The organism is Streptomyces sp. NPDC058663 (assembly GCF_042716745.1).
Classification (GTDB): domain Bacteria; phylum Actinomycetota; class Actinomycetes; order Streptomycetales; family Streptomycetaceae; genus Streptomyces.
Window position 1 is genome coordinate 69,532 of record NZ_JBHXRV010000031.1, and the last position, 23,950, is coordinate 93,481.

The following is a 23,950-nucleotide window of genomic DNA, read 5'->3' on the forward strand; positions in this document are numbered from 1 at the left end:
GGGTCGGTTCTTCCTGGGGTCGGTTCTTCCGGGGGTCGGTTCTTCCTGGGGATGAGTCCTTCCTGAGGGTCAGTCCTTCCGGAGGTAGTCGAGCCCCGGGTGTGCGTGCCGGTAGCCCTCCAGCAGCCGGTGCGCCACCTGGACCGAGTCGACGAGCGGATGCAGGGCGAACGCCTTGACCGCCTGGCGCTTCGACCCGCTCTCCCCCGCTGCCAGTACGCAGCGCTCCACGGCCTTCACGGCGGCCACCAGGCCCGCCTCGTGGCCGGTCAGCGGCGTCACGGCGAGGGGCCGTGCACCGGCCGCGTCGACCTGGCACGGGACCTCGATGACGGCTGCCTCGTCGAGGATTCCGACCACTCGGTCGGCGTTCCCGCCGGGGCCGCTGCCCGTGCGCCGATTGCGGACGTTCAGGATCAGCCGCGCGGGTTCGTCGCGGGCGATGGCCCTCATCAGGGCCAGCGCCACGTCCTCGTACCCGCCGGACTCCAGATCGTCGGCCGCCCGCGCACCCGCGCCCGCCGTCTCCCGGTTCTCCGCCATGTACGTCGCTTCCCGCTCGGCCCTCGTGCGGTCCCAGGCATCCCACGCTGCGTGTCCGCCGGGCCGGGCGGACGCACGGCTGCCCGCTGTGGCCAACGCGTCGTAGAAGTGCGCCTGCTGGTCGCTGAGGAAGGCGCCACGGGTCTGCTCGGCCTGCTGGTAGGCCCGCACCGCCTCGCGGTTGAAGTAGTAGTAGTGCAGGTACTCGTTGGGCACGGAGCCCAGTGAGCGCAGCCAGTCGGCGCCGAAGAGCTTGCCCTCCTCGAAGGACGTCAGCAGGTTCTCGTCGGCGAACAACTCCGGGAGTACGTCCGTGTCATCGACGTACAACCCGCGCAGCCAGCCCAGGTGGTTGAGGCCGACGTAGTCCAGGCGCACGGCGTCGGAACCGGGGTCCGGTGTGCCCAGGGTGCGGGCAACCCTGCGGGCGAGACCCACCGGGGAGTCGCAGATGCCGATGACCCGGTCGCCGAGATGGTGGGACATGGCCTCGGTGACCAGGCCGGCCGGGTTGGTGAAGTTGATGACCCAGGCGTCGGGCGCGAGCCGGGCCACTCTGCGGGCGATGTCGACGGCCACCGGCACGGTGCGCAGCCCGTACGCGATGCCGCCCGCGCCGACGGTCTCCTGGCCCAGCACTCCCTCGTCCAGGGCCACCCGCTCGTCGGCGGCCCGGCCCGCCAGGCCGCCCACCCTGATCGCGGAGAAGACGAAGTCGGCGCCGCGCAGGGCCGCGTCGAGATCGGTGGTGACCGTGACCTCGGGGGCGGGGAGCATGCCGGGGACGCCGCCGGCCCGGGCCCTGGCCGCCTGGTCGGAGAGGACCTGGGCGATGGCGGCCAGCCGCGCCGGGTCGAGGTCGTGGAGGGTGACGTGGGTGACGCGCCCCTCGGCACGGTCGCGCAGCAGCGCTCCGTACACCAGAGGGACGCGGAATCCCCCGCCGCCCAGGATCGTCAGTCGCATGCCTCAGCCTCTCAGGTCCGGACCCTCCCACGGATCAACCCGAGGGTTGGCCTTTCAGGTCCACCCTCGGGTTGATCCACCGGACGCAGGACGCAGGACGTACGGGTCCGGGGGGCGCCTCTCGTGCGGAACGGGCCGCGTACGGGGCAGGCCCACGCCTTCTCGTGCGGAACGGGCCGCGTACGGGGCAGGCCCACGCCGCTCCCTCAGAGCGCGCAGCCCTGAGTGTCCACCTGCTGGTTGGCGGTGCGGCCGGTCTTGATGTCGTCGCGGATCTCGTCGACCGTCAGCGCGTACCCGGTCTCCGGGTCGTCCAGGGACTTGGCGAAGACGACGCCGTAGACCTTGCCCTCGGGGGTCAGCAGCGGGCCGCCGGAGTTGCCCTGGCGGACCGTCGCGTACAGCGAGTAGACGTCGCGGCGGACGGTGTCGCGCTTGTAGATGTCCGGGCCCTTGGCGTTGATCCGGCCGCGGACGCGGGCGGAGCGGACGTCGTATGCGCCGTTCTCCGGGAAGCCCGCGACGATCGCGCCGTCGCCGCTGCGGGCGTCGCCCTCGGTGAACTGCAGCGGGCGTGCCTTCAGGTCCGGCACGTCCAGGACGGCGATGTCGCGCTTCCAGTCGTAGAGCACGACCTGCGCGTCGTACAGCCTGCCCTCGCCGCCGATCTGGACGGTCGGCTCGCTGACCCCGCCGACGACGTGCGCATTGGTCATGACGCGACGCTCGGAGAAGACGAATCCGGTGCCCTCCAGGACCTTGCCGCAGCCCGGCGCGGTCCCGACGACCTTCACGATGGACTGCTTGGCACGGGCCGCGACCGGGCTGCCCGCCAGCTTCGGATCGGGGGCCCTGACCTCGGTGATCGGCTCGTTGGCGAACGGGCTGAAGACCTGCGGGAAGCCGTTCTGCGCGAGCACGGAGCTGAAGTCGGCGAACCAGGTGCCCGCCTCGCCCGGCACCACCCGGGACACTCCGAGCAGCACCTTGGAGCTGCGCACCTCTTTGCCCAGGGTGGGCAGTGAGGAGCCCGCGAGGGCGGAGCCGATCAGCCAGGCGACCAGCAGCATCGCCACCACGTTCACCAGCGCGCCGCCGGTGGCGTCCAGCGCGCGCGCCGGTGACCAGGTGATGTGTCTGCGGAGTTTGTTGCCGAGGTGGGTGGTGAGGGCCTGGCCGACCGACGCGCAGACGATCACGATCACGACCGCCACCAGGATGCCGGTGGTGGAGTCGCCGAGCGAGGACCCGTCGGCGAACCACCCCCAGATCACCGGGAGCAGATAGACCGCGACGAGCCCGCCGCCGAGGAACCCGATCACCGACAGAATGCCGACGACGAATCCCTGGCGGTACCCGATGACCGCGAACCACACAGCAGCGACCAGCAACACAATGTCCAGGACGTTCACGCCCGCCACCCTGTCATGTCCGTCATGCGTGCCAGTCGAGCGGGACCTCACGGGAGCGGTCCCAGGGCCGCTCCCAGCCCGCGAAGTGCAGCACCTTGTCGAGCACTCCCGCGGTGAAACCCCAGAGCAGCCCGTCGTCCAGGAGGAAGGCCGGGCCGCGGTGCCCGCGCGGGTGCACGCTCGTCGCCCGGTTGGCGGGGTCCGTGAGGTAGGCCAGGGGGGCGGTGAAGACGCGGGCGGTCTCGCCCTGGTCGACGGCGCCCACCGGGCTCGGAGCGCGCCACCAGCCGAGCACGGGAGTCACCACGAAGCCGCTCACCGGGATGTAGAGGCGGGGCAGCACCCCGAAGACCTGGACACCGGAAGGATCGAGTCCGGTCTCCTCCTCGGCCTCCCTGAGCGCCGCTCTGAGCGGCCCGGTGGTCTCCGGGTCGCCGTCGTCGGGGTCCAGGGCGCCGCCGGGGAACGAGATCTGTCCCGCGTGCGAGCGCAGGCTGCTCGCACGCTCCATCAGCAGCACCTCGGGCCCCTGTGCTCCCTCGCCGAAGAGCACGAGCACGGCGGACTGCCGTCCGCCGCCGCTCTCCGGCGGCAGGAACAGGCTGAGCTGCTCCGGCCGGATGCCGCGGGCGACCGCGGCCACGGGGTCCAGCCAGGCGGGCAGGCCCCGGTCGGTGACGTCGACCTGCGGTGTGCCGGCCGCCCCGGCCCCGTTCCCGTTCACATACGCCTCACTCGTGGTGCCGGCGTACCCCTCGCTCGCGGCGTTCGCCGCCCCTGCGCGTCTCATAGGCACCCCCGTACTGTCCCAACGTCCGCCCTCGTCACGATCGTTCCGGGTTCCGCCGGCCGGATCGGTCACTTGTCGGTCGGCCTCGCTCCCAGCGGCGGCGCCGGTTTGCCGCCCGCGTCGAGGAACGACTGCGGGGGCTTGAGCCGCTGCCCCGGGTAGCCGCCCTTCTCGTACTTCAGCAGCTTCTCGGCCTTCTCCGGGTCCGTCTCGCCGACGCCGTACGACGGGCACAGCGCGGCGATCGGGCAGGCCCCGCAGGCGGGCTTGCGGGCATGGCAGATCCGGCGGCCGTGGAAGACGACCCGGTGCGAGAGCATCGTCCACTCGCTCTTGGGGAAGATCTCGGCGACCACTGCCTCGACCTTCACCGGATCCTCCTCGTCGGTCCACTTCCAGCGGCGCACCAGGCGGCCGAAGTGGGTGTCGACCGTAATGCCGGGGACCCCGAAGTAGTTCCCGAGGACGACGTTGGCCGTCTTGCGGCCGACGCCCGGCAGCTTCACCAGATCCTCTATGCGGCCCGGCACCTCGCCGCCGAACTCGTCCCGCAGAGCCACGGACAGCCCCATCACGGACTTCGTCTTGGCCCGGAAGAACCCGGTCGGCCGCAGGATCTCCTCGACCTCCTCGGGCACCGCAGCCGCCAGGTCCTCCGGCGTCGGGTACGCGGCGAACAGGGCCGGGGTGGTCTGGTTGACCCGCAGGTCGGTGGTCTGCGCCGAGAGGACCGTCGCCACCAGAAGCTGGAACGGATTCTCGAAGTCCAGTTCCGGATGCGCGTACGGGTAGACCTCGGCGAGCCCGCGGTTGATCCTGCGGGCGCGACGGACCATCGCGAGGTGCGACTCAGGCTTTTTCGCAACTTTCTTCGGCTTCGCCACAGCCTGTTCGCCCACGGCGGAATTACTCCCTGCTGTCACCTGTCCGGCCCCCTTGACCTGCGCTCTCACCGGCTTGTTGGACACCCGGCCAGCCTAGAGGCAGGCACTGACATCCGCCTTGGTCATGGGCCAATGCCTACCCAATCAGCCCCCTGAAGCACGACCAGCGCCGCTGGTAAGTCATCCTTAGTGATTGATCGCACTGTTTTACCGTCCGGCATCATGGGGACCACGGTCCCCTGAGCAGGTCGACAAGGAGAGAACACGTGGACGACGTTCTGCGGCGCGCCCCGCTCTTCGCGGCGCTCGATGACGAGCAGGCCGCGGAGCTGCGCGCCTCGATGAGTGAGGTGACCCTCGCACGCGGGGACGCCCTGTTCCACGAGGGCGACCCCGGCGACCGCCTGTATGTGGTGACCGAGGGCAAGGTGAAGCTGCACCGCACCTCCCCCGACGGCCGCGAGAACATGCTGGCCGTGCTCGGCCCCGGTGAGCTGATCGGCGAGCTGTCGCTGTTCGACCCGGGCCCGCGCACCGCCACGGCGACGGCCCTGACCGAGGTCAAGCTGCTGGGCCTCGGCCACGGCGACCTCCAGCCCTGGCTGAACGTACGCCCGGAGGTCGCGACCGCGCTGCTGCGTGCGGTGGCGCGCCGGCTGCGCAAGACCAACGACCAGATGTCCGACCTGGTCTTCTCCGACGTACCGGGCCGGGTGGCCCGCGCCCTGCTGGACCTGTCGCGGCGCTTCGGCGTGCAGTCCGAGGAGGGCATCCACGTCGTGCACGACCTCACGCAGGAGGAACTGGCCCAGCTGGTCGGCGCCTCCCGCGAGACGGTCAACAAGGCCCTCGCGGACTTCGCGGGCCGCGGCTGGCTGCGCCTGGAGGCGCGGGCCGTGATCCTGCTGGACGTGGAGCGCCTCGCCAAGCGTTCGCGCTGACACGTTCCGGATCCCGCGCACGCAGGACGGGCCGCCCCCTTTCGCAAGGGGGCGGCCCGTCCTGCGTGTCCCGCGTGCCGCCGGGGAGACCGTCCGGCGGCGGGGGATCAGTTCTTGCCGTCCCCCACGATCACCGGGGTCTTGCTGCCGGAGCCGCACGGCACCGCGTACACCGGGTGCTTCTGCGCGGCCTCCCGGTAGGCCTCGATGCACTGGTTCGTGAGCACCTTGTCGGTGAGCGAGTTGTTCAGGATCCGGTTGGCCTGGGCGATGCCTTCCGCCTCGATCTTGCGGCGCTTGGCCTCGGCGGTGGCGGTCTTCGTCGCCTCTTCGGCCCGCTCGGTGGACTGCTGCTGCTGGATCTTGCGGTCGATCTGCCCCTGGAGCTGGGGCGAGGGCTTCACATTGCGCAGGTTGACGGCCGTGATGGCGATCCCGCGCGGGGCCAGCCGCTCCTTGATCAGGTCACCGATCTCCGCGTTGATCTTCTCGCGGGCCGAGGAGTAGCCCTGTTCGCTCGTGTGCCGGGCGAACACGTTGCGGATGATCTCCCGGCTGTCCGGCTGCACCAGACGCTGCTGTACGGACTCCTCGCTGCCCGCGAGCCGGTAGAGCTCCACGACCTTGCCGGGCGTCACGGCCCACTTCACGGTCAGCTCGACCTCCATGACGCCACCCTGCGAGGACCGGACCTCCACGACGTCCTTGTCCGACAGGTTGAGGTCCACGGGGCGGGTGGAGAACGAGGTGACGGTGGTGAAGGGCGACCGGACGTGCATCCCGGACAGCATCGGCTCCCCGACCTTGCCGAAGGTGACCGGCACCCCGACCTCGTACGCGCTCATCACGTACAGGCAGCTCGATATGCCCGCGATCAGTCCGGCGAGCAGCGCCCCGGCCGCCCCGAGCTTCAGCCCGCGCGTGTTCTGGGCACGCCCCACCAGGAACAGCACCACCGCGGCGATGACGAGCAGGATCGACAGCACAAACACAGTGGTTCCCCCCAGGAACAGCGAGCATGATGCGGATGTAAGCGGAGCGTAAGCCATGGGGCGTGCAACGGGGACGGGAAATATGGGGACGGGAAATATGAGGCATCCGTACATCGAGCGGGAAGGCTCGCTCGACCGCGTCCAGGAGGAGTTCCGGCCCGTCGTGGACTCGCTCCACGCGCGCGTGGCCGCGGTCTTCACCGCGGACCGGCTGCACAGCGCCTACTTGTACGGTTCGGTGCCGCGCGGCACCGCCCGCCCCGGCCGCTCGGACCTCGACGTCCTGCTGGCCCTGCGCGCGGAGCCGGCCGAGGCCGACCGGGCCGACGCCGAACGCATCGGCGCCGGGCTCGACGCCGCGTACGGGCAGATCGACGGGGTCGGCACGCTGCTTTACAGCGAGGCCGTGCTGACGAGCGAGCTGGAGCGGTACGACATGGGCTGGTTCGTCGCCTGCCTCTGCACACCCCTGCTCGGCTCCGATCTGGCCGAACGGCTGCCCCGCTACCGGCCCGACACCCTGCTGGCCCGGGAGACCAACGGCGATCTGATCGACGCCCTGCCGCGCTGGCGCAAGCTAGTCGCGGACGCCTGCCCGGGCGGAGTGGCGCGGGACGACGAAGTGCGGCGGCTCAGCCGGGTCTTCGCCCGCCGGCTCGTCCGGAGCGGGCTCACCCTCGTCATGCCGCGCTGGGGCCGTTTCACCAGCGAACTCACCGAATCAGCCGAGGTGTTCGCGCGCTACTACCCGGAGCGTGGTGACGAGATGCGAAAAGTCGCGGAGGTCGCCGGGAACCCCACGGCAGACCCGTCCGTTCTCCAGACGTACACCGAGGATCTCGGACCGTGGCTCGCACGCGAATACATCGCGGTCCACGGACGCAAGACCCCCCGGCCGTACTGAAGTTCCGCAGGTCGAAGGGCCCTGGCGCCCCCGCAGCTTGTGAACTGCACAGGGAAGATCCAGTGGTACGGCGTCAGATCAGGCCGTGCTCGCGCAGATACTCCAGCTGCGCGCGCACGGAGAGCTCGGCGGCCGGCCACAGCGAACGGTCCACGTCCGCGTACACCAGCGCCACCACCTCGGACGCACTCACGTGCCCGTTCTCCACCGCCGTCTCCACCTGCGCCAGCCGGTTCGCCCGGTGCGCCAGGTAGAACTCCAGCGCGCCCTGGGCGTCCTCCAGGACGGGCCCGTGGCCGGGCAGGACGAGCCGCACCCCGTCGTCCACCGTCAGCGACCGCAGCCGCCGCAGCGAGTCGAGGTAGTCCCCGAGCCGACCGTCCGGGTGCGCCACCACCGTCGTGCCCCGGCCCAGCACGGTGTCGCCCGTCAGTACCGCCCCGTCGGCCGGCAGATGGAAGCAGAGCGAGTCCGCGGTGTGCCCCGGTGTGGGCACCACCCGCATCTCGAGGCCGCCCGTGGTGATGACGTCTCCGGCGCCCAGCCCCTCGTCGCCGAGACGCAGGGCGGGATCCAGCGCCCGCACCGCGGAGCCGGTCAACTCCCCGAATCGCGCGGCACCCTCCGCGTGGTCCGGGTGCCCGTGCGTCAGCAGGGTCAGCGCGACGCGCTTGCCGGCCCTCTCCGCCGTGTCGATCACGCTCCGCAGGTGCACGTCGTCCAAGGGACCCGGGTCCACGACGACGGCCAGTGCGGAGTCCGGCTCGGACACGATCCAGGTGTTGGTGCCGTCGAGCGTCATCGGCGAGGGATTGGGGGCCAGCACGTTCACCGCGCGTGCGCTGGCGGGGCCGGAGAGCACCCCGCCCCGGGGCTGGCCCGGCAGGGTGGCCGCGTCCGTCACTGGGTTCCTCCTGTGGCCGGGGTGTCGGCCGCCGGGATGTGTTTGGTGAACTCGTCGTGGCCCGGCCAGCTGAGCACCAGCTCACCGCCCTCCAGCCGTGCCTGGGCGAGCACGGGCGTCATGTCCCGGCCGGCCGCGCCCGCCAGGACCTCCGACACCGTGCCGTACGGCTGGAGCCCGCGCAGGGTCGAGATGGTGGGCGGCATCATCACCAGCTCGCCCCGGTCGTACCCCGCAGCGGCCCGGCCCGGGGTGATCCACACGGTCCGGTCCGCCTCGGTGGAGGCGTTGCGGGTGCGCTGCCCGGCCGGCAGGGCGGCGACGAAGAAAAAGGTGTCGTAGCGCCTGGGCTCGAACTCCGGGGTGATCCAGCGCGCCCACGGGCCCAGCAGATCGGAGCGCAGCACCAGCTTCCGCCGGTCGAGGAACTCCGCGAAGCCGAGCTCCCGGGCCACCAGGGCCTGCCGGTCCGCCTCCCAGTCCTCACCCGTGGTGTCGTCGACCACGGTGTCCGGGGTGGGTCCGGCGAGGAGGACGCCCGCCTCCTCGAAGGTCTCGCGCACCGCGGCGCAGACCACCGCCTGGGCGCCGCCCAGGTCCTCGCCGAGGCCCAGCGAGCCGGCCCAGCGGTCCAGCGGGGGCCCCGCCCAGCGCACCAGCGAGTCGTCGTCCCGGGGATCGACGCCGCCACCCGGATACGCGTACGCGCCTCCGGCGAAAGCCATGGAGGCGCGTCTGCGCAGCATGTGTACGGACAGTCCGGCGCCCTCGGCGCCGGTTGCGCCGTCGCTCAGCAGCAGCACGGTTGCGGCCCGCTTCGGAGTCGCGGCCGTGAGCTCGCCGTTCGCCAGCGCGCGGATGCGGTCGGGCCATTCGGGCGGGTACCACTGACCATTGGGCATGGCCGGATGCTACGGGCAACTGCCTCGATGTTCGAGAGGCAGTTGTATCCCGCACGTATCGGACCGGAAGCGCCGGGACAAGGCCCAGGTGCAGGGCGCCCCAGGAACACTGAGCCCAGAGCTCCGGGCTCGGGGACCGAGATGCGAGCTCAGCGTCCGGGCTCCGGCCCCCGGGCTCCCGGGTCAGGGCTCCCGGCTTCCTGGCTCAGGCCGAGACGAGCTCCACCTGGATCTCGACCTCGACCGGGGCGTCCAGCGGCAGCACAGCGACGCCGACGGCGCTGCGGGCATGCACGCCCTTGTCGCCGAGAACCTCGCCGAGCAGCTCGCTCGTGCCGTTGAGCACGGCCGGCTGGCCGGTGAAGTCGGGGGCCGAGGCGACGAAGCCGACGACCTTCACGACGCGCGCGATGCGGTCCAGGTCACCGGCGACGGACTTCACTGCCGCCAGGGCGTTCAGCGCGCAGATCCGCGCCAGCTCCTTGGCCTCCTCGGGGGTGACCTCGGCGCCGACCTTGCCGGTGACCGGCAGCTGGCCGTCCACCATCGGCAGCTGGCCCGCAGTGAACACGTACACCCCGGACTGCACGGCGGGCTGGTACGCGGCGAGCGGCGGGACCACTGCCGGAAGGGTCAGTCCGAGCGAGGCGAGCTTGTCCTCGACGGCGCTCACGCGGCCCGCTCCCGCTTGAGATAGGCCACGAGCTGCTCGGGGTTGTTCGGCCCGGGCACGACCTGGACGAGCTCCCAGCCGTCCTCGCCCCAGGTGTCCAGAATCTGCTTGGTCGCGTGCACGAGAAGGGGCACGGTCGCGTATTCCCATTTGGTCATGCGGCCGACTGTAACCGGTGGAAGCGGACAGGAAGGACGGCCTCCTGATTGGACGGCCGGGCGACTGGTTAGGCTCGGAGTCGTGAGCAGGCTCCAGGTCGTCAGTGGCAAGGGCGGTACCGGCAAGACCACGGTAGCCGCGGCACTCGCGCTCGCCCTCGCCACCGAGGGCAAACGCACCCTCCTGGTGGAGGTCGAGGGCAGACAGGGCATCGCGCAGCTCTTCGAGACGGAAGCCCTTCCGTACGAGGAGCGCAAGATCGCTGTCGCGTCGGGCGGCGGGGAGGTGTACGCCCTCGCGATCGACGCAGAACGCGCGCTGCTGGACTACCTCCAGATGTTCTACAAGCTGGGGGGCGCCGGCCGGGCGCTCAAGAAGCTCGGCGCGATCGACTTCGCGACCACCATCGCGCCGGGACTGCGGGACGTCCTGCTGACCGGCAAGGCCTGCGAGGCGGTCCGCCGCCGGGACAAGAAGAACGCCTACGTCTACGACTACGTGGTGATGGACGCGCCGCCGACCGGCCGCATCACCAAGTTCCTCAACGTGAACGACGAGGTCGCCGGGCTGGCCAAGTTCGGGCCGATACACAACCAGGCGCAGGCGGTGATGCGGGTGCTCAAGTCGCCGGAGACGTCGGTGCACTTCGTGACGCTGCTGGAGGAGATGCCGGTCCAGGAGACGGCCGACGGAATCGCCGAACTGCGGGCCGCCGAGCTGCCCGTCGGCAATGTCATCGTCAACATGGTCCGCCCGCAGCTGGTGGACGAGGACGCCCTGCGGACGGCGGCGGGCGAGCGGCGGGCGGACGTGGCACTGGCGCTGTCCCGGGCGGGGCTCGGCGGTGCGCGCCGCGGCGGGCTCGCCGAGCGCCTCGTGGACCCGCTGCTGGAGCAGGCGGCGGAGCATACGCAGCGGGTCGAGCTGGAGCGGGAGCAGCGGGCCGCACTGGCCGGCATCGGCCTCCAGACGTATGAACTCCCCTTGCTGGGAGAGGGATTGGACCTGGCCGGCCTCTACCGGCTGGCGCGGGCACTCCGCACCCACCTGGGTGCGGACCGGGCGCAGGGAGCGGCATGAGTAAGGACTCGTCAGCGGCACCGGCGGCGCAGCCCACCCCGGATCCGGCACCGGCGGCGCAGCCCACCCCGGATCCGGCACCGGCGGCGCAGCCCACCCCGGGCCCGGCACCGGCCACGTCTGCCGCACCGGCCGTATCTCCTGCGCCCGGCCTTCCGGCCGCCGGGATGGACGTCTCCCCGACCCTGGATGTCGATCCGCTGCTGGACGACCCCGGCACCCGCATCATCGTGTGCTGCGGGTCCGGCGGTGTCGGCAAGACGACGACGGCGGCGGCCCTGGGGGTGCGGGCCGCGGAGCGCGGGCGGCGGGCGGTGGTGCTGACCATCGATCCGGCCCGCAGGCTCGCCCAGTCGATGGGCATCGACTCCCTCGACAACGTGCCGCGCCGGGTCAAGGGCATCGACGAGGCGGCCGGTGGCGAACTGCACGCCATGATGCTGGACATGAAGCGGACCTTCGACGAGATCGTCGAGGCCCACGCGGACGCGGACCGGGCCCGCGCCATTCTGGACAACCCCTTCTACCAGTCCCTGTCGGCCGGGTTCGCCGGTACGCAGGAGTACATGGCGATGGAGAAGCTGGGGCAGCTGCGCGCGGGCGACGCGTGGGACCTGATCATCGTGGACACCCCGCCGAGCCGCTCCGCCCTCGACTTCCTCGACGCGCCCAAGCGTCTCGGTTCGTTCCTGGACGGGAAGTTCATCCGGGTGCTGATGGCGCCGGCGAAGGTGGGCGGCCGGGCGGGGATGAAGTTCCTCAACGTCGGCATGTCGATGATGACGGGCACCCTCAGCAAGCTGATGGGCGGTCAACTGCTGCGGGACGTGCAGACGTTCGTGGCGGCGATGGACACGATGTTCGGCGGGTTCCGCACCCGCGCGGACGCGACGTACCGGCTGCTGCAGGCGCCCGGTACGGCGTTCCTGGTGGTGGCCGCCCCGGAGCGGGACGCACTGCGCGAGGCGGCGTACTTCGTCGAGCGGCTCGCGGCGGAGGAGATGCCGCTGGCCGGGCTCGTACTCAACCGGGTCCACGGCAGCGGCGCCCCCCAGCTGTCGGCGGAGCGGGCGCTCGCCGCTGCGGAAAATCTTGAGGAGGGCGGCATTGTGGATCAAAGGGCCGGGAATGCTGAGCTTCGTGGCTCCACGGCCACTCCTCCCGAGCACACCGCGGACTCCCCCGCGGGCACGACGCCGACCGTGGACCCCCACGCCACGGAGAACCCGGCGGGCCACCGCATCACCGAGGACGACGCCGAGGGCGCTGAAGGCGCCGTTGACCCCACAGCCGATGACCCCACAGCCGTTGGCTCTCCCGCCGTCGACCCCGCCACCGACGGCTCTCCCGCCGATGTCTCCACCGACGACGGCCTGGCGCACCTGACCGCGGGTCTGCTGCGGCTGCATGCCGAACGCATGCAGGTGCTCGCGCGTGAACAGCGAACGCGCGACCGCTTCACCGCGCTCCACCCCGAGGTGGCGGTGACCGAAGTCGCCGCCCTGCCCGGGGACGTGCACGACCTGGCCGGCCTGCGGGCCATCGGTGACCGGCTGGCAACCGGCCAGGCATCCCAGCCCGGCCCCGGCCAGGCAACCCCGGCCTCTTCGCCCGCTACGCCGTCACCCTCGACTCCGTAACCCGCCACGACGTAACCCGCCACGACTCCGTAGCCCGCCACCGCCTTCCGCACCTTCGACGCCCTCACCTGCCGTTGGAGCAGGCAGACGCCTTCGGTCCGTCACTTTCGTCCCAGCTGAGGGAAGTCAGTGCTCTCGCGCCCGGCACCGCACTCGCGGGGCCGGCCGCCACGATTGGCCCATCCGCTGCGGCCGTGCGCCACGATTGGCTTAGCCCACCGCGGCGTACGTCTCCTCGTAGACCTCGTCGTCGTCGAGCACCGCGGGCAGGATGCCCGCACCGCGCTCGTACTCCGTACGCGCGGTCTCCAGGAGCCTGCGCCACGAGGTGACCGTGGGACGCCTGCGCAGCAGTGCGCGACGCTCCCGCTCCGTCATGCCACCCCACACGCCGAACTCGACGCGGTTGTCCAGCGCGTCCGCCAGGCACTCGGTCCGCACCGGACATCCGGTGCACACCGCCTTGGCCCGGTTCTGCGCCGCTCCTTGTACGAACAGTTCATCCGGATCGGTAGTGCGGCAGGCTGCCTGCGCACTCCAGTCGGTTACCCAGCCCATCCCGGCGCCGTCCTCTCCCGAATCGAGGCTCCCCCACGGCGGCAGCGGCATATTCACCGGTGCCAGTTGAGGACGTTACGGAAGGTGGGCACAGCGCAACACCCCCTTCGGGCCCAATCTTGAATGGCCCGAACGGACTATGCGTATGCGGCAGATCACCCAGGGGAGTGAGCTGGGGACATGCGTGATCTACCCGACGAATCGGGGCATTTCCACTGGATCGCGATGGACTCGGGAACCACCGCGGGGTCACTCGGAGGAGCTCCGCCGCACCGGCGCGGAGCCGTACTGCTGTGACAGCCGAGAGCAGCTTAGGCCAGAGCCTTTACATGTGTCCGGCGATTGAGAACGTAGGCTGCCCCCATGGCAAAGAAGCGCTCGGGCGGGGGTCTCACGGGGACCCAGCAGGCCGCCAAATTCCTCGGTGTCAGCGTGCTCTCGGGAGCCGTGCTGGCAGGCATCGCCCTGCCCGCAGCCGGTGCGCTCGGCCTCGCGGCCAAGGGCACGGTCGAGGGATTCGACACCATCCCCGCGAACCTCAAGCGTCCCCCGCTGAGCCAGCGCACCACCATCCTGGACAGCCAGGGCGGCAAGATCGCCGACGTCTACTCCCGCAACCGTACGGTCGTCCCGCTCAAGGACATCTCGCCGTACATGCAGAAGGCGATCGTCGCGATCGAGGACAACCGCTACTACGAGCACGGCGCGGTCGACATGAAGGGCATCCTCCGTGCCCTCAACCGCAATGTGCAGGCGGGCGGCACGGCACAGGGTGCCTCCACCCTGACGCAGCAGTACGTGAAGAACGTCTTCGTGGAGGAGGCCGGCGACGACCCGGACAAGGTCGCCCAGGCCACCCAGCAGACGCTCGGCCGCAAGATCCGCGAGCTCAAGTACGCGATCCAGGTGGAAAAGGAACTCGGCAAGAAGCGGATCCTGGAGAACTACCTCAACATCACCTTCTTCGGGCAGCAGAGCTACGGCGTCGAGGCCGCGTCCCAGCGGTACTTCAGCAAGCACGCCAAGGACCTCAGGCTGGAGGAGGCCGCGATGCTGGCCGGCCTCGTGCAGTCGCCGACCAGGTACGACCCGGTCAATGACTCCGCCGAGGCGACCAAGCGCCGCAACATCGTGCTCCAGCGGATGGCGGACATCCGCGCGATCTCGCCCGCCGAGGCGGCCCGCGCCAAGGCCCTGCCGCTGAAGCTCAAGGTCAACAAGCCGCAGAACGGCTGCATCACCGCCGTCAGCGGCGCCGGCTTCTTCTGCGACTACGTCCGCGAGGTGTTCCTCAACGACCCGGTCTTCGGCAAGACCCGCGAGGACCGGGCCAAGATCTGGAACCAGGGCGGTCTCACCGTCCGCACCACCCTGGACCCCAAGGCGCAGCAGTCCACCCAGGCCTCGATCAAGGAACACGTCTACCAGAGCGACAAGGTCGCCACGGCCGTCACCCTGGTCGAGCCCGGCACCGGCAAGGTCCTCGCGATGGGCCAGTCCAAGCCGTACGGCCTGGGTACCAACGAGACCCAGATCAACTACTCGGTCGACAAGAAGAGGGGCGGCTCGAACTTCGGCTTCCCGACCGGCTCGACCTTCAAGCCCTTCCTGGCCGCCGCCGCGCTGGAGCAGGGCAAGCCGCCGACGCAGGCCTACTCGTCCCCGTACCAGATGCCGTACCCCGCTCGGGTCGCGACCTGCAGCGGAAAGCCGTGGGTCAACCGCGGCTACACGGTGGAGAACGAGGACGAGAGCGAGGTCGGCCCGTACGCGCTCAAGGACGCGATGAACAAGTCGGTCAACACCTACTTCGTCCAGATGCTCGAGGACATCGGGATGTGCCCGGTGGCGCAGCTGAGCGACAAGATCGGCCTGGTGCAGGGCGACGGCACGAAGATCCCCCAGGAGCCCGCCTCGCTGACCCTCGGTTCGACCGGTATGTCGCCGCTGACGATGGCCAGCGCGTACGCCACCTTCGCCAATCGGGGTACGTACTGCACGCCGATCGCCATCGAGGCCATCACGGGCCCCGACGGCAAGGCGCTGCCGGTGCCGAAGACCTCCTGCTCGCTGGCGATGGCCGAGCAGACCGCGGACACCATCAACACGCTGCTGCGCGGAGTGGTCGACTCCGGTACGGGTAAGCAGGCCGGCCTGCAGAACGGCCGGGACAACGCGGGCAAGACCGGTACGACCGACGAGCGCAGGAACGCGTGGTTCGTCGGTTACACCCCGAACCTGTCCGGCGCCGTCTGGGTCGGCAGCGCGTCGCAGCAGGTCAAGATGGAGAACATCACCATCGGCGGCGAGTACCAGCAGAAGGTGTACGGCGGCCAGGTGCCGGGTCCGATCTGGAAGGACGCGATGTCGGGCGCCCTGGAGGGCAAGGACCAGCCCCGCTTCACGAGCGTCGACATCCCCGACCCCGAGAAGGACGCGGACAAGGACAAGAACCGGCCCGGCGGCGACAACAAGCCGCCGGGGACCGGCCCCGGTCAGCCCGCTGGTGGCAACAACGGCGGGAACAACGGCAACAACGGTGGGAACGGCGACGGCGGCAACGACGGCGGATGGCCCGACATCCTCGGCGGCAACTTTCCGTAAGCCGTTGACCAGAGACTGATCAGCGGCCCGCGGGCCGCTGATCAGGCACCCGTCGGCCGCTGAACCACTCGGCGATGGGTCGGCACCATCACGCTCCGTACGACGGAGGGGCTCCACCCGCGCTCGGGTGGAGCCCCTCCGCGTAGGGCACCGCTTACTACTCCGCGTACGACACCGCTCCCGGCATCCGCACGGCGGCGCTACCTCAGCCGGCCAGCAGCCGCTTCACCGAGGCAGCCACCCGGCCGCCCTCGGCGCGACCCGCGACCTTCGGGTTGACGATCTTCATCACGGCGCCCATCGCGCGCGGCCCCTCGGCGCCCGCCGCCTTCGCCTCTGCGACGGCCTGCCCGACGATCGTGTCCAGCTCGTCGTCGCTCAGCTGCTGGGGCAGGTAGGCGGCGAGGATCTCGCCCTCCGCCTTCTCCCGCTCGGCCTGCTCGGGGCGATCGCCCTTGGCGAAGGCCTCGGCCGCCTCGCGGCGCTTCTTGGCCTCCTTGGCGATCACCTTCTCGACCTCGGCGTCGGTGAGTTCACGGGCCTCCTTACCGGAGACCTCCTCGACCTGGATCGCGGCGAGGGTGAGCCGGAGCGTGGAGGAGCGGAGTTCGTCACGCGCGCGGATGGCGGCGGTGAGTTCGTCCTTCAGCTGGGACTTGAGCGTGGTCATGACGCAAGTGTGGCAGGTCGTACAGGTCCGGCGCCCCCCGAATTTCGCGCGCGGTGAGCGCGGTGAGCACCTCCGCCGCGGTCTGCGACGATGGGCGTATGCGCGCACGTTACGGAGTACCCCTGGGAATCACGGCCGTTGGAGCGGCCGGCCTCGCCTACGCAGCAGGGTTCGAGGCCCGCTCCTTCCGGCTCCGACGGGTGAGCATCCCCGTACTGCCGCCGGGTGCGCGGCCGCTGCGCGTGCTCCAGGTCTCCGACATCCACATGGTCAGCGGGCAGCGCAAGAAGCAGCGCTGGCTCCAGTCGCTGGCCGGTCTGCGCCCGGACTTCGTGGTCAACACAGGGGACAACCTCTCCGACACGGAGGGCGTACCGGAGGTACTGGACGCTCTCGGTCCGCTGATGGAGCTCCCCGGCGTCTACGTCTTCGGATCGAACGACTACTACGGCCCGACGCCGCGCAACCCCGGCCGCTACCTGGTCGAACGGGTCCGCGGCAAGCACGGCCTGAACGGCAACCCGCCCGTCGTCGGCGCCGTCCACAACCCGTGGGAGGACCTCCGCGACGGTTTCGACGCCGCCGGCTGGGTCAACCTCACCAACACCCGCGGCAGCCTCAAGCTCCCCACGGCCGACGGCTTCGACCTCGCGTTCACCGGCCTGGACGACCCGCACATCAAGCGCGACCGCTACTCCGCAGTCCGGGGCGGCCCGGACACGTCGGCGGACTTCTCCATCGCCGTCGTCCACGCCCCGTACCTCCGGGCACTGGACGCCTTCACCGCCGACGGCTACCCGCTGATCCTCGCCGGGCACACCCACGGCGGCCAGGTCTGCATCCCCTTCTACGGCGCGCTGGTCACCAACTGCGACCTCGACACCGGCCGGGTCAAGGGCCTCTCCACCCACGAGGCCGCCGGCAACCGCTCCCACCTGCACGTCTCCGCTGGCTGCGGCACCAGCCGCTACACCCCGATCCGCTTCGCCTGCCCCCCGGAGGCGACGCTGCTGACGCTGACGGAGCGGGGACGGTAGGAGGGACGGCGGTACGGGGCTGCGCGGCACGCCGGGGCGGCGGCGGTACGGGGCTGCGTCGCGTGGACCCCCGGGACCAAAGTCCCCCACCCTCCGCGCGCCCGCCCGTCCACGCCCCCGTAGCGTGGAGATCATGACCGCCCCGACCCCCTCGGGCGTACCCGCTGCAGCGGTCGTGCCGCCCCGCCGCCGCCCGTACGCCGCACTGTTCCGCGCGCTCCTGTGCCTGGCCGCCACCACCGGCATCGTGATCGACCTGATCGTCGGCGACCCGCTGCTGGTTCCGGTCTACTTCACGGTCCAGTCGAACGCACTGCTCGCCGTGGCCGCCGGCTGGTCTGCCGTCCGCGCCTGGCAGGGCCGTACGCCGCTCTCCCCACGGCTGACCGGCGGGGCACTGCTCTTCATCGCGATCACCGGCCTCGTCTACCACCTGATCCTGGCCAACGCCTCCAGCGGCTTCTCCATGACCGACGACCCCGGCCACACCATGACTGGCTGGCGCGCGGTCTCCAACCAGCTCCTGCACACCGTCACACCCCTGGGCGCGGTCCTGGACTGGCTCCTCCTCACCGCCCCCGGCGGTCTGCTCTTCCGCTACGCCGCCCAGTGGCTGCTCTACCCGGCCGCGTACTTCGCCTTCGCCCTGGTCCGCGGCGCCGTCCTCGCCCCCGATGCGGCGGTCCGCTACCCGTACCCCTTCCTGGACGTCGCCCAGCACGGCTACGCCGGCGTGGCCACAAACGCCCTGCTCCTGGGCCTGGCCTTCGGCGCCCTCGCCCTGGCCCTGGTGGCCCTCGACCGCATACGCCCCGACCTGCGAGCCCGCAAAAACCGGATTTCGCCTGAGCGCGCGGGTGGGCTAAAGTAATCGATGTCGCCACGGCAACGCGGTGGACATCGGGGTGTAGCGCAGCTTGGCAGCGCGCTTCGTTCGGGACGAAGAGGTCGTGGGTTCAAATCCCGCCACCCCGACAGCCAAGTACCAGATCAAGGGCCTGATCCTCACCGAGGATCAGGCCCTTTCTGTTCTTCCGGCGCCTCGTGGGGAGAGCTCTTGGAGGAGGCACCCCTGTGCCCCCTCACGGCTCCCCAAGGCCGCGGGTCCCGCTCTGTGGAGGTGAGCAGGGGCAGACCCCGGCAATGACACCGGTCTGCTTGCAGGCCCCTTCGCCGGGTACGGCGCCAGCAGCGCAGTGATGCCACCGCTCACAGCAACTGCGCGTTCCGATCCGGGGGAGCCGACCCGGGATCCCGCTGTGCTCCCGGACCGTTCCAGGTCTGATCGCAGCCCCGCAGGGCTCTGGTCCTGGCCATCGAACCTTGCATCGCGCCCGAGGGCAGCCATAGGCGATGACCACGAATGCCGATGTTTCTCTCGGACAGCTCCATCCGAGGGCAGTTTCACTTCGAATGACCGATGTCGCAGGAAATCATAACCCCAGTCAAGCTACAGGACGCATTATCCAGCTGCGTCCAATTTGCCTGTATTAATTCATTATGCACGTGAGCGAGCCGGACGCCGAGCAGGAAATGGGTGACGCTCCTCACGCCCCCCATGATCATTTTCGCTGGTTTCAAGCCATCGTCATCTCGCCACGTCCCTCCACCGCCTTGACCGGCCCCCAAAGTTGGCCTGAAAGTCCCGTCACCCTGAGTAAGGGGGCCGACCGACCGTGCCACTCGCGCTCTCGCGAGAGAGGGAAAACGGGACTTATCTCCTTTGTCCCCGCCTCACTGAGTCCGTGTGTGCTGCATGCACTCAAGGTCAACAGATTCATTCGGCCACCGGGCGTGAATTCGCCCGGCCATGGACACAAGATCACCAGCCGTGGAAAGGTGGATCTCGTTCACGGGGGGAATGCATCACGACGGGAAAGTCGATGAAGTAGAGCGCTCTGCTTCACGCCTTGAACGTGCTTTCGTGACTCGTGAACGGCGGGGCGGAAGAAGCCCCGGTGCAGTTTCCATGGATGTACTTCACGATAAACAATCCCGGGTTTGACCGACCCGGCGATAAATCCTGGGTTTGACCGACTCAGGAATCAACCCTGGGTTTGACCGACCCGGGCAAAAGGGGAAAAAATGAAGAAGATCATTGCGACCGCTGGAATCGCGGCCGGCGGCGTGGCGCTCATGCTCGGCATGCAGGGCACAGCACAGGCTGCGGCACCGCGTGTCGAGGCGCCGACCGTCGTCTCTCAGGACGCCGGCGCTCAGCCGATGGCAGCCGGCGGACTCGGCAAGGCCCTTGGCAAGGCCTACGTCCACGGTAAGGCAGCGTGCCCCTCCGTGGGCAAGGCCGCAGGCCAGGTCCTGGGGAACCTCTTCGGCAGCGTTGCCCCGGCCAGCAAGATCAACGGTGCGAGCCAGATGGACACGGTCTTCGACAAGTGACCAGTCACATCAAGACCAGGAGGGCAGCGCTGATTGTTGGCGCTGCCCTCCTGGGCGCCTACTTCTCGGTCGCCGCGTTCTCACAGATGCCGCTTAATCCCGTCAAGCTGCGCTATTACGACAGAATAAACACCGTCATGCAGCCATATCTCTCCCAGAACTGGATGCTCTTCGCCCCCGATCCGTTGTCGGACGAACGAGGCATCCTGGCGCGGGTCAGGTGTAACGACGGCCACGTGACCGACTTCTACAACGTGACGCGTCCGTACGTAGAACGAGAACAGAATGACCGCTTCTTCCCCTCCCGAACAAACCGGCTCGTCAGTGGAACAATTTCGCAGCTGGACAACAGCGATCCCATCCTCGACAGGATGAGGAAGAGCGAAGAGGAAAAGAAGAAGCCAGTCATCCCGCTCGCCCCGTACGAGAAGACCACACGCGAGCGGGCAGAAAAGTTCCTTTCCCGCTTCTCGCTGGAGCAGCTCACCGATGTATGTTCCGGAAAACCCGTCGCTGCTGTGCAGGTACGCGCCTACGTCCACACGCTTCCGCCGTGGTCCAAGCGCAACGACCCGTCAGCCGTCGGGAAAGCGGCTGTCCAGGACCTGCCGTGGAAGAAGGCGGGTGCACTAAAATGACACGATTTATTTCCGCCATCGACAAATGGGGCACTCAACCTGTCAGCCTGCTGGGCGTGTCCGGGACCCGCGCTCTCCTCGGCTTCGTCGGCCTCATGTTCTACGTCAGCCAATACTCCGACCGAAGCTACTTGTTCGGACCCGACGGCGCCCTTCCCTGGCGGGACTTCACGACCTATATAGACGAGAGTAATTCCTTTAGTCTTTATACTCTCAGCAGTTCGGAAACTTGGTTCCAGATCGTGTTCCACCTGGGGCTCGTGGTCGCTCTTCTGGTAATGCTGGGGATCGGCGGAAGACTGGGGCTGGCAGTCCACTGGATCTTCATGTGGTCCGTCTATGAGCGTCAGCCGTCACTCCTGGACGGCGGGGACAACCTGGCCTACCTCGTCATCCCGATGCTCCTGCTGACCCGCTGCTACGACCGCTTCTCGTTCCCCACCGGACTGTGGAACAAGTGCGCCCGCCGCATGCCCGGAGCCCTGCGGTCCTTGGGTACACCTCTGCACAACATCGGTGTTCTCGCCATTGCCCTGCAGATCTGTCTGGTCTACATCGTCAGCGGCCTCTACAAGATCCAGGGCCAGATGTGGCAGGACGGCACCGCTCTCTTCTACGTGCTACGGGTTCCGGAATTCACATTCCCTGGTCTGTCGCACCTGGTCTACGAGAGCGATTTCCTGGTCATCTCGGGCACCTACGCCACCGTGATGTTCCTCGTCTACTTCCCTCTGGGCATTCTGGTCCCGGCGCTCCGCCCCTGGGCTGCACTGATGTCGATCGGTTTCCATCTCGGGATCGCTCTGCTCATGAACCTGACCGGTTTTGCGCTGACGATGGTGGCGTGTGACCTGGTGTTTCTGAGTGGGGGGCTGAGTGAGGCCCTCGCCCGCGGCACGGTGCTGGCCGACAAGTTGCGTGCCCGGTTCGGCACAGGCAAGGCCTCTGAAGCGAAGAGCGAATCCGTCGGCCCCTTGCTGCCGGAGAAGGCCTCCCGGCCGTAAAGGGACCACCTGATCGCCAGATCTGTCGTCGTCACGGTCGCCGCCGCACACGAAGGCGATCCGGGGAAGCGGGGTCGCGGGCACGTCCCTCGGCGACCTGCGTGGCTCAAATGCGGCAGCGCTGTTCCAGCACCTGCCTATGTTCGGGAGCGTCGGCTCCATCATGGAGCCGGCCAGGCACTAGGAGCTCACAGTGGAATCGACACCGTCCCACGGAACCCAGCAGAAACTGGGCAGCATGGTCGGCCTCTTCTGGGTTGGCGAGGACGGCCTGTACGTGGGCATGCCGCCGGTCGAGCCGAACCCGGGCGTACTTCTGTCCTCCGAGGGCCCCGAGGTTGTCGGTGCCGAACCACTGCAGTGGAACTGGTCCGACGTCACTGATCTGCGGGTGACCGAAGCACCGGTTCGGTCAGCGGCCACCCGGTGGGCAACCCGCGCCGCGACTTTCGCCGCAGCCGCCCTGGACGCATGGGTTCCCGGCAGCCCGACGGAAATGACCGTGGTGATCGTCACCGGGAGCGACGAGACCAAAACGCCGGTCTACTCCGGTGCGTCGTCGGCATACACCCAACGAGAGGTTGATCTCTCGCTCGGACTGCTGGCCCGCATGGTGCGGGGCGAGTTCTCACCGTCGGTCATGACCGACTGGTGGGAGAAGGCGCAGCCCACCGAGGTGCTGCGATCACGGCACCGTGTGAGCCTCCTGGAGGAGTGGCTGTCGTTGGGGTGAAGCGGCGAGCTCTTGCACGCGGGCGAGGTGCGGCGATTTTCTGCGACCGTTTGTGGTGCCCTGACCAGTGCCCTGACCACCACTGACGAGAGAGGACTCTCCGCATGGAAAACATCGCACACGACAGTGCCACCACCTCGCACGCCGTCTTGGCTTTCGACGGTGACTGCGGTTTCTGCCAGGCTGCCGTTCAGCAGATCCGCGACCGCGCCAGACCCCGGATACCCGCGAAAACCTGGCAATCGCTCCCCGAGCACCTCACGCAGCCGCATCTCCAGCGGCTCGACCGGGAGGTCCTGCTGTTCGTCGACGGCAGCCCACGGTGGGGCGGGGTGGATGCTCTCGCCCACTTCCTACGGTCGTCTCCGCGCCGTCGGTACCGTGCGCTGGCCTTCTTCCTCCGGCTACCGGGCATCAGCCTCATTGCCCGTCAGACCTACCGGTGGGTTGCTGCGAACCGGCACCGGATGCCCGCGGGAACCGCCGCCTGCGCGATTCCCCGCCCTCCACACTGAGAGCCCTCATGCCCGCGGTCCCTACCTGCATCTTCACGAGCAACCAGCCGCCCCAAGTCCTTCACGGCCATGCCACGGACCTGTATGTACAGATCGGTTCGCTCAGCAAAGTACTCACCGGCACGGTGCTGGCTCAGCTGGATGCGGCCGGGACGGTCAGTATGGATGCCCCCCTGGACGAGTTCCTGCCAGTACCCCCGGACACCGGCATCACTTTGCGGCACCTGGCCCTGCACACCTCCGGCCTGCCCCGGGTACCTCCGGGCCTGCGACGGCGCGACCCCTATGCCGCATTCGACGAGACAGCCCTGCACGCTGTGCTCGGAAGGCTGGACTCCCTTGCCGCCGCCGAACCGGGTGCCATCGAGGAGTACTCCAACCTCGGCTACGCCGTTCTCGGAGCGGCGCTTGTCGCTGCTGCCGGTATGCCGTTCCAGGAACTTCTCACTCGGTACGTTCTCGCCCCGCTGGACATCGCGGAAGTGACAGCCGCTCCCCCACCCGGCAAAAGCCTCTGCCGACGTGGGTTCTTCGGACGGCCACGCCGTCCCTGGACCATGACCGGCGCGATCCTCCCCGCCGGGGGACTCTGGGCCACCCCGAGGGCCGTTGCCCGCCTGGTGCCCGCACTGCTGGTGGGCCGCGAACTGGGAGAGCCCGCGCTTTCCTGGCAGAGGACCGGACCCTTGCTCTGGCACAACGGTGCCACTGGCGACGCGTCCGTCTTCGCCGGGGCTCTTCCTGACGGCAGTTGGGTGCTGGTGCACCGCCTCAGCGGAGAAGCCGACCGCACGGACGAACTGGCTGTCGCACTCCTGAAACAGCTCGTCTCCAGCCCTTCCGACGAGCAGTCGGCAGAGAGTGCAAAGCAGTAGTAGTGGCCCGCCCGGCAGCCGGTGCAGCAAAGGCATCGGCTGACCGGGCCGCCTGTGGACAACTTTGGTGGGGCGGGGTGTTGCGGCGGAGTTGTCCACAGGTGGGGACGGGGTGTCGGGTGTATCGGC

At 69.3% G+C, this 23,950-nt stretch carries 24 protein-coding genes and 1 tRNA gene; 14 read left to right on the top strand and 11 right to left on the bottom strand.

Translation table 11 applies throughout. The features are described from left to right. Positions 1-69: 69 nt before the first annotated feature. The 4 genes from ACFWVV_RS22750 to nth all read right to left on the bottom strand — a co-directional run bounded on the left by ACFWVV_RS22750 (position 70) and on the right by nth (position 4,610). The gene (locus ACFWVV_RS22750; RefSeq protein ID WP_384353903.1) at positions 70-1,509 is read right to left on the bottom strand and encodes a 6-phospho-beta-glucosidase; all 1,440 of its coding nucleotides are present in this window, start codon (positions 1,507-1,509) and stop codon (positions 70-72) included. Positions 1,510-1,715: 206 nt separating this feature from the next. Further along, a complete protein-coding gene (locus ACFWVV_RS22755; RefSeq protein ID WP_384353905.1) occupies positions 1,716-2,921 on the bottom strand; it encodes a MarP family serine protease in 1,206 nt (401 codons plus the stop codon). Between the two features lie 22 nt (positions 2,922-2,943). Further along, positions 2,944-3,711: an NUDIX hydrolase gene (locus ACFWVV_RS22760; RefSeq protein WP_384353907.1), complete on the bottom strand. Its 768-nt coding sequence runs from the start codon at positions 3,709-3,711 to the stop codon at positions 2,944-2,946. A gap of 68 nt (positions 3,712-3,779) precedes the next feature. Next, a complete protein-coding gene (gene nth / locus ACFWVV_RS22765) occupies positions 3,780-4,610 on the bottom strand; it encodes an endonuclease III (protein WP_384353909.1) in 831 nt (276 codons plus the stop codon). A 251-nt stretch (positions 4,611-4,861) separates the two neighbouring features. Between nth and ACFWVV_RS22770 the strand changes: the two genes are divergently transcribed. Further along, positions 4,862-5,536, top strand: coding sequence for a Crp/Fnr family transcriptional regulator (locus ACFWVV_RS22770; protein WP_123460131.1), 675 nt, complete (start codon positions 4,862-4,864; stop codon positions 5,534-5,536). A gap of 107 nt (positions 5,537-5,643) precedes the next feature. Here ACFWVV_RS22770 and ACFWVV_RS22775 read toward each other — a convergent pair whose 3' ends face one another. Next, positions 5,644-6,528, bottom strand: a complete 885-nt coding sequence (locus ACFWVV_RS22775) for a prohibitin family protein (RefSeq protein ID WP_384353911.1) — start codon at positions 6,526-6,528, stop codon at positions 5,644-5,646. A 97-nt stretch (positions 6,529-6,625) separates the two neighbouring features. Here ACFWVV_RS22775 and ACFWVV_RS22780 point away from each other — a divergent pair, with 97 nt between their 5' ends. Then, positions 6,626-7,432 carry a nucleotidyltransferase domain-containing protein gene (locus tag ACFWVV_RS22780; protein ID WP_384353913.1) on the top strand — a complete coding sequence of 269 codons (807 nt, stop codon included), beginning with the start codon at positions 6,626-6,628 and terminating at the stop codon, positions 7,430-7,432. Positions 7,433-7,505: 73 nt separating this feature from the next. On the opposite strand, the gene ACFWVV_RS22785 is transcribed toward ACFWVV_RS22780, so the two are convergent. The 4 genes from ACFWVV_RS22785 to ACFWVV_RS22800 all read right to left on the bottom strand — a co-directional run bounded on the left by ACFWVV_RS22785 (position 7,506) and on the right by ACFWVV_RS22800 (position 10,069). Next, a complete protein-coding gene (locus tag ACFWVV_RS22785; protein ID WP_384353915.1) occupies positions 7,506-8,336 on the bottom strand; it encodes an MBL fold metallo-hydrolase in 831 nt (276 codons plus the stop codon). Further along, complete coding sequence (locus ACFWVV_RS22790) at positions 8,333-9,238, bottom strand: NUDIX hydrolase (RefSeq protein ID WP_384353917.1); 906 nt, start codon at positions 9,236-9,238, stop codon at positions 8,333-8,335. The genes ACFWVV_RS22785 and ACFWVV_RS22790 overlap by 4 nt, the downstream gene beginning before the upstream one ends. 205 nt (positions 9,239-9,443) lie before the next feature. Then, positions 9,444-9,911 (bottom strand): RidA family protein, encoded by a 468-nt coding sequence (locus ACFWVV_RS22795; protein ID WP_384353919.1) that lies wholly within the window; start codon positions 9,909-9,911, stop codon positions 9,444-9,446. Next, positions 9,908-10,069: a DUF4177 domain-containing protein gene (locus ACFWVV_RS22800; RefSeq protein ID WP_107018142.1), complete on the bottom strand. Its 162-nt coding sequence runs from the start codon at positions 10,067-10,069 to the stop codon at positions 9,908-9,910. Before ACFWVV_RS22800 ends, ACFWVV_RS22795 begins: the two co-directional genes overlap by 4 nt. 82 nt (positions 10,070-10,151) lie before the next feature. Here ACFWVV_RS22800 and ACFWVV_RS22805 point away from each other — a divergent pair, with 82 nt between their 5' ends. Further along, positions 10,152-11,150, top strand: coding sequence for an ArsA family ATPase (locus tag ACFWVV_RS22805; RefSeq protein ID WP_384353921.1), 999 nt, complete (start codon positions 10,152-10,154; stop codon positions 11,148-11,150). A gap of 167 nt (positions 11,151-11,317) precedes the next feature. Then, positions 11,318-12,790 (top strand): ArsA-related P-loop ATPase, encoded by a 1,473-nt coding sequence (locus ACFWVV_RS22810; protein WP_384353976.1) that lies wholly within the window; start codon positions 11,318-11,320, stop codon positions 12,788-12,790. A 210-nt stretch (positions 12,791-13,000) separates the two neighbouring features. On the opposite strand, the gene wblA is transcribed toward ACFWVV_RS22810, so the two are convergent. Beyond that, positions 13,001-13,348: a transcriptional regulator WblA gene (gene wblA, locus ACFWVV_RS22815; RefSeq protein ID WP_384353923.1), complete on the bottom strand. Its 348-nt coding sequence runs from the start codon at positions 13,346-13,348 to the stop codon at positions 13,001-13,003. Between the two features lie 363 nt (positions 13,349-13,711). On the opposite strand from wblA, the gene ACFWVV_RS22820 reads away from it, so the two are divergent. Continuing rightward, positions 13,712-15,952, top strand: a complete 2,241-nt coding sequence (locus tag ACFWVV_RS22820) for a transglycosylase domain-containing protein (protein WP_384353925.1) — start codon at positions 13,712-13,714, stop codon at positions 15,950-15,952. A gap of 205 nt (positions 15,953-16,157) precedes the next feature. Here the strand turns inward: ACFWVV_RS22820 and ACFWVV_RS22825 are convergent, their stop codons facing one another. Beyond that, on the bottom strand, positions 16,158-16,622 hold the full coding sequence (locus ACFWVV_RS22825; RefSeq protein ID WP_384353927.1) for a GatB/YqeY domain-containing protein: 465 nt from the start codon (positions 16,620-16,622) through the stop codon (positions 16,158-16,160). 98 nt (positions 16,623-16,720) lie between these two features. Here ACFWVV_RS22825 and ACFWVV_RS22830 point away from each other — a divergent pair, with 98 nt between their 5' ends. The 9 genes from ACFWVV_RS22830 (at position 16,721) to ACFWVV_RS22870 (ending at position 23,821) form a co-directional block, all read left to right on the top strand. Continuing rightward, positions 16,721-17,659 carry a metallophosphoesterase gene (locus ACFWVV_RS22830; RefSeq protein WP_384353929.1) on the top strand — a complete coding sequence of 313 codons (939 nt, stop codon included), beginning with the start codon at positions 16,721-16,723 and terminating at the stop codon, positions 17,657-17,659. Positions 17,660-17,792: 133 nt separating this feature from the next. Next, complete coding sequence (locus tag ACFWVV_RS22835; RefSeq protein ID WP_384353931.1) at positions 17,793-18,530, top strand: Pr6Pr family membrane protein; 738 nt, start codon at positions 17,793-17,795, stop codon at positions 18,528-18,530. Positions 18,531-18,560: 30 nt separating this feature from the next. Next, positions 18,561-18,634: transfer RNA gene (locus ACFWVV_RS22840), tRNA-Pro, on the top strand. 1,110 nt (positions 18,635-19,744) lie between these two features. Beyond that, entirely contained in the window at positions 19,745-20,056 is a 312-nt protein-coding gene (locus ACFWVV_RS22845; RefSeq protein WP_384353933.1) for a hypothetical protein, read from the top strand. Continuing rightward, positions 20,053-20,694 (top strand): DUF5819 family protein, encoded by a 642-nt coding sequence (locus ACFWVV_RS22850; RefSeq protein ID WP_384353935.1) that lies wholly within the window; start codon positions 20,053-20,055, stop codon positions 20,692-20,694. The genes ACFWVV_RS22845 and ACFWVV_RS22850 overlap by 4 nt, the downstream gene beginning before the upstream one ends. After that, positions 20,691-21,698 carry an HTTM domain-containing protein gene (locus ACFWVV_RS22855; RefSeq protein WP_384353937.1) on the top strand — a complete coding sequence of 336 codons (1,008 nt, stop codon included), beginning with the start codon at positions 20,691-20,693 and terminating at the stop codon, positions 21,696-21,698. The genes ACFWVV_RS22850 and ACFWVV_RS22855 overlap by 4 nt, the downstream gene beginning before the upstream one ends. A 193-nt stretch (positions 21,699-21,891) precedes the next feature. Next, positions 21,892-22,431: a hypothetical protein gene (locus tag ACFWVV_RS22860; RefSeq protein ID WP_384353939.1), complete on the top strand. Its 540-nt coding sequence runs from the start codon at positions 21,892-21,894 to the stop codon at positions 22,429-22,431. A 104-nt stretch (positions 22,432-22,535) separates the two neighbouring features. Further along, positions 22,536-22,946, top strand: coding sequence for a thiol-disulfide oxidoreductase DCC family protein (locus ACFWVV_RS22865; protein ID WP_384353941.1), 411 nt, complete (start codon positions 22,536-22,538; stop codon positions 22,944-22,946). Between the two features lie 8 nt (positions 22,947-22,954). Next, the gene (locus ACFWVV_RS22870; RefSeq protein ID WP_384353943.1) at positions 22,955-23,821 is read left to right on the top strand and encodes a serine hydrolase domain-containing protein; all 867 of its coding nucleotides are present in this window, start codon (positions 22,955-22,957) and stop codon (positions 23,819-23,821) included. The last annotated feature ends 129 nt before the right edge of the window (positions 23,822-23,950 follow it).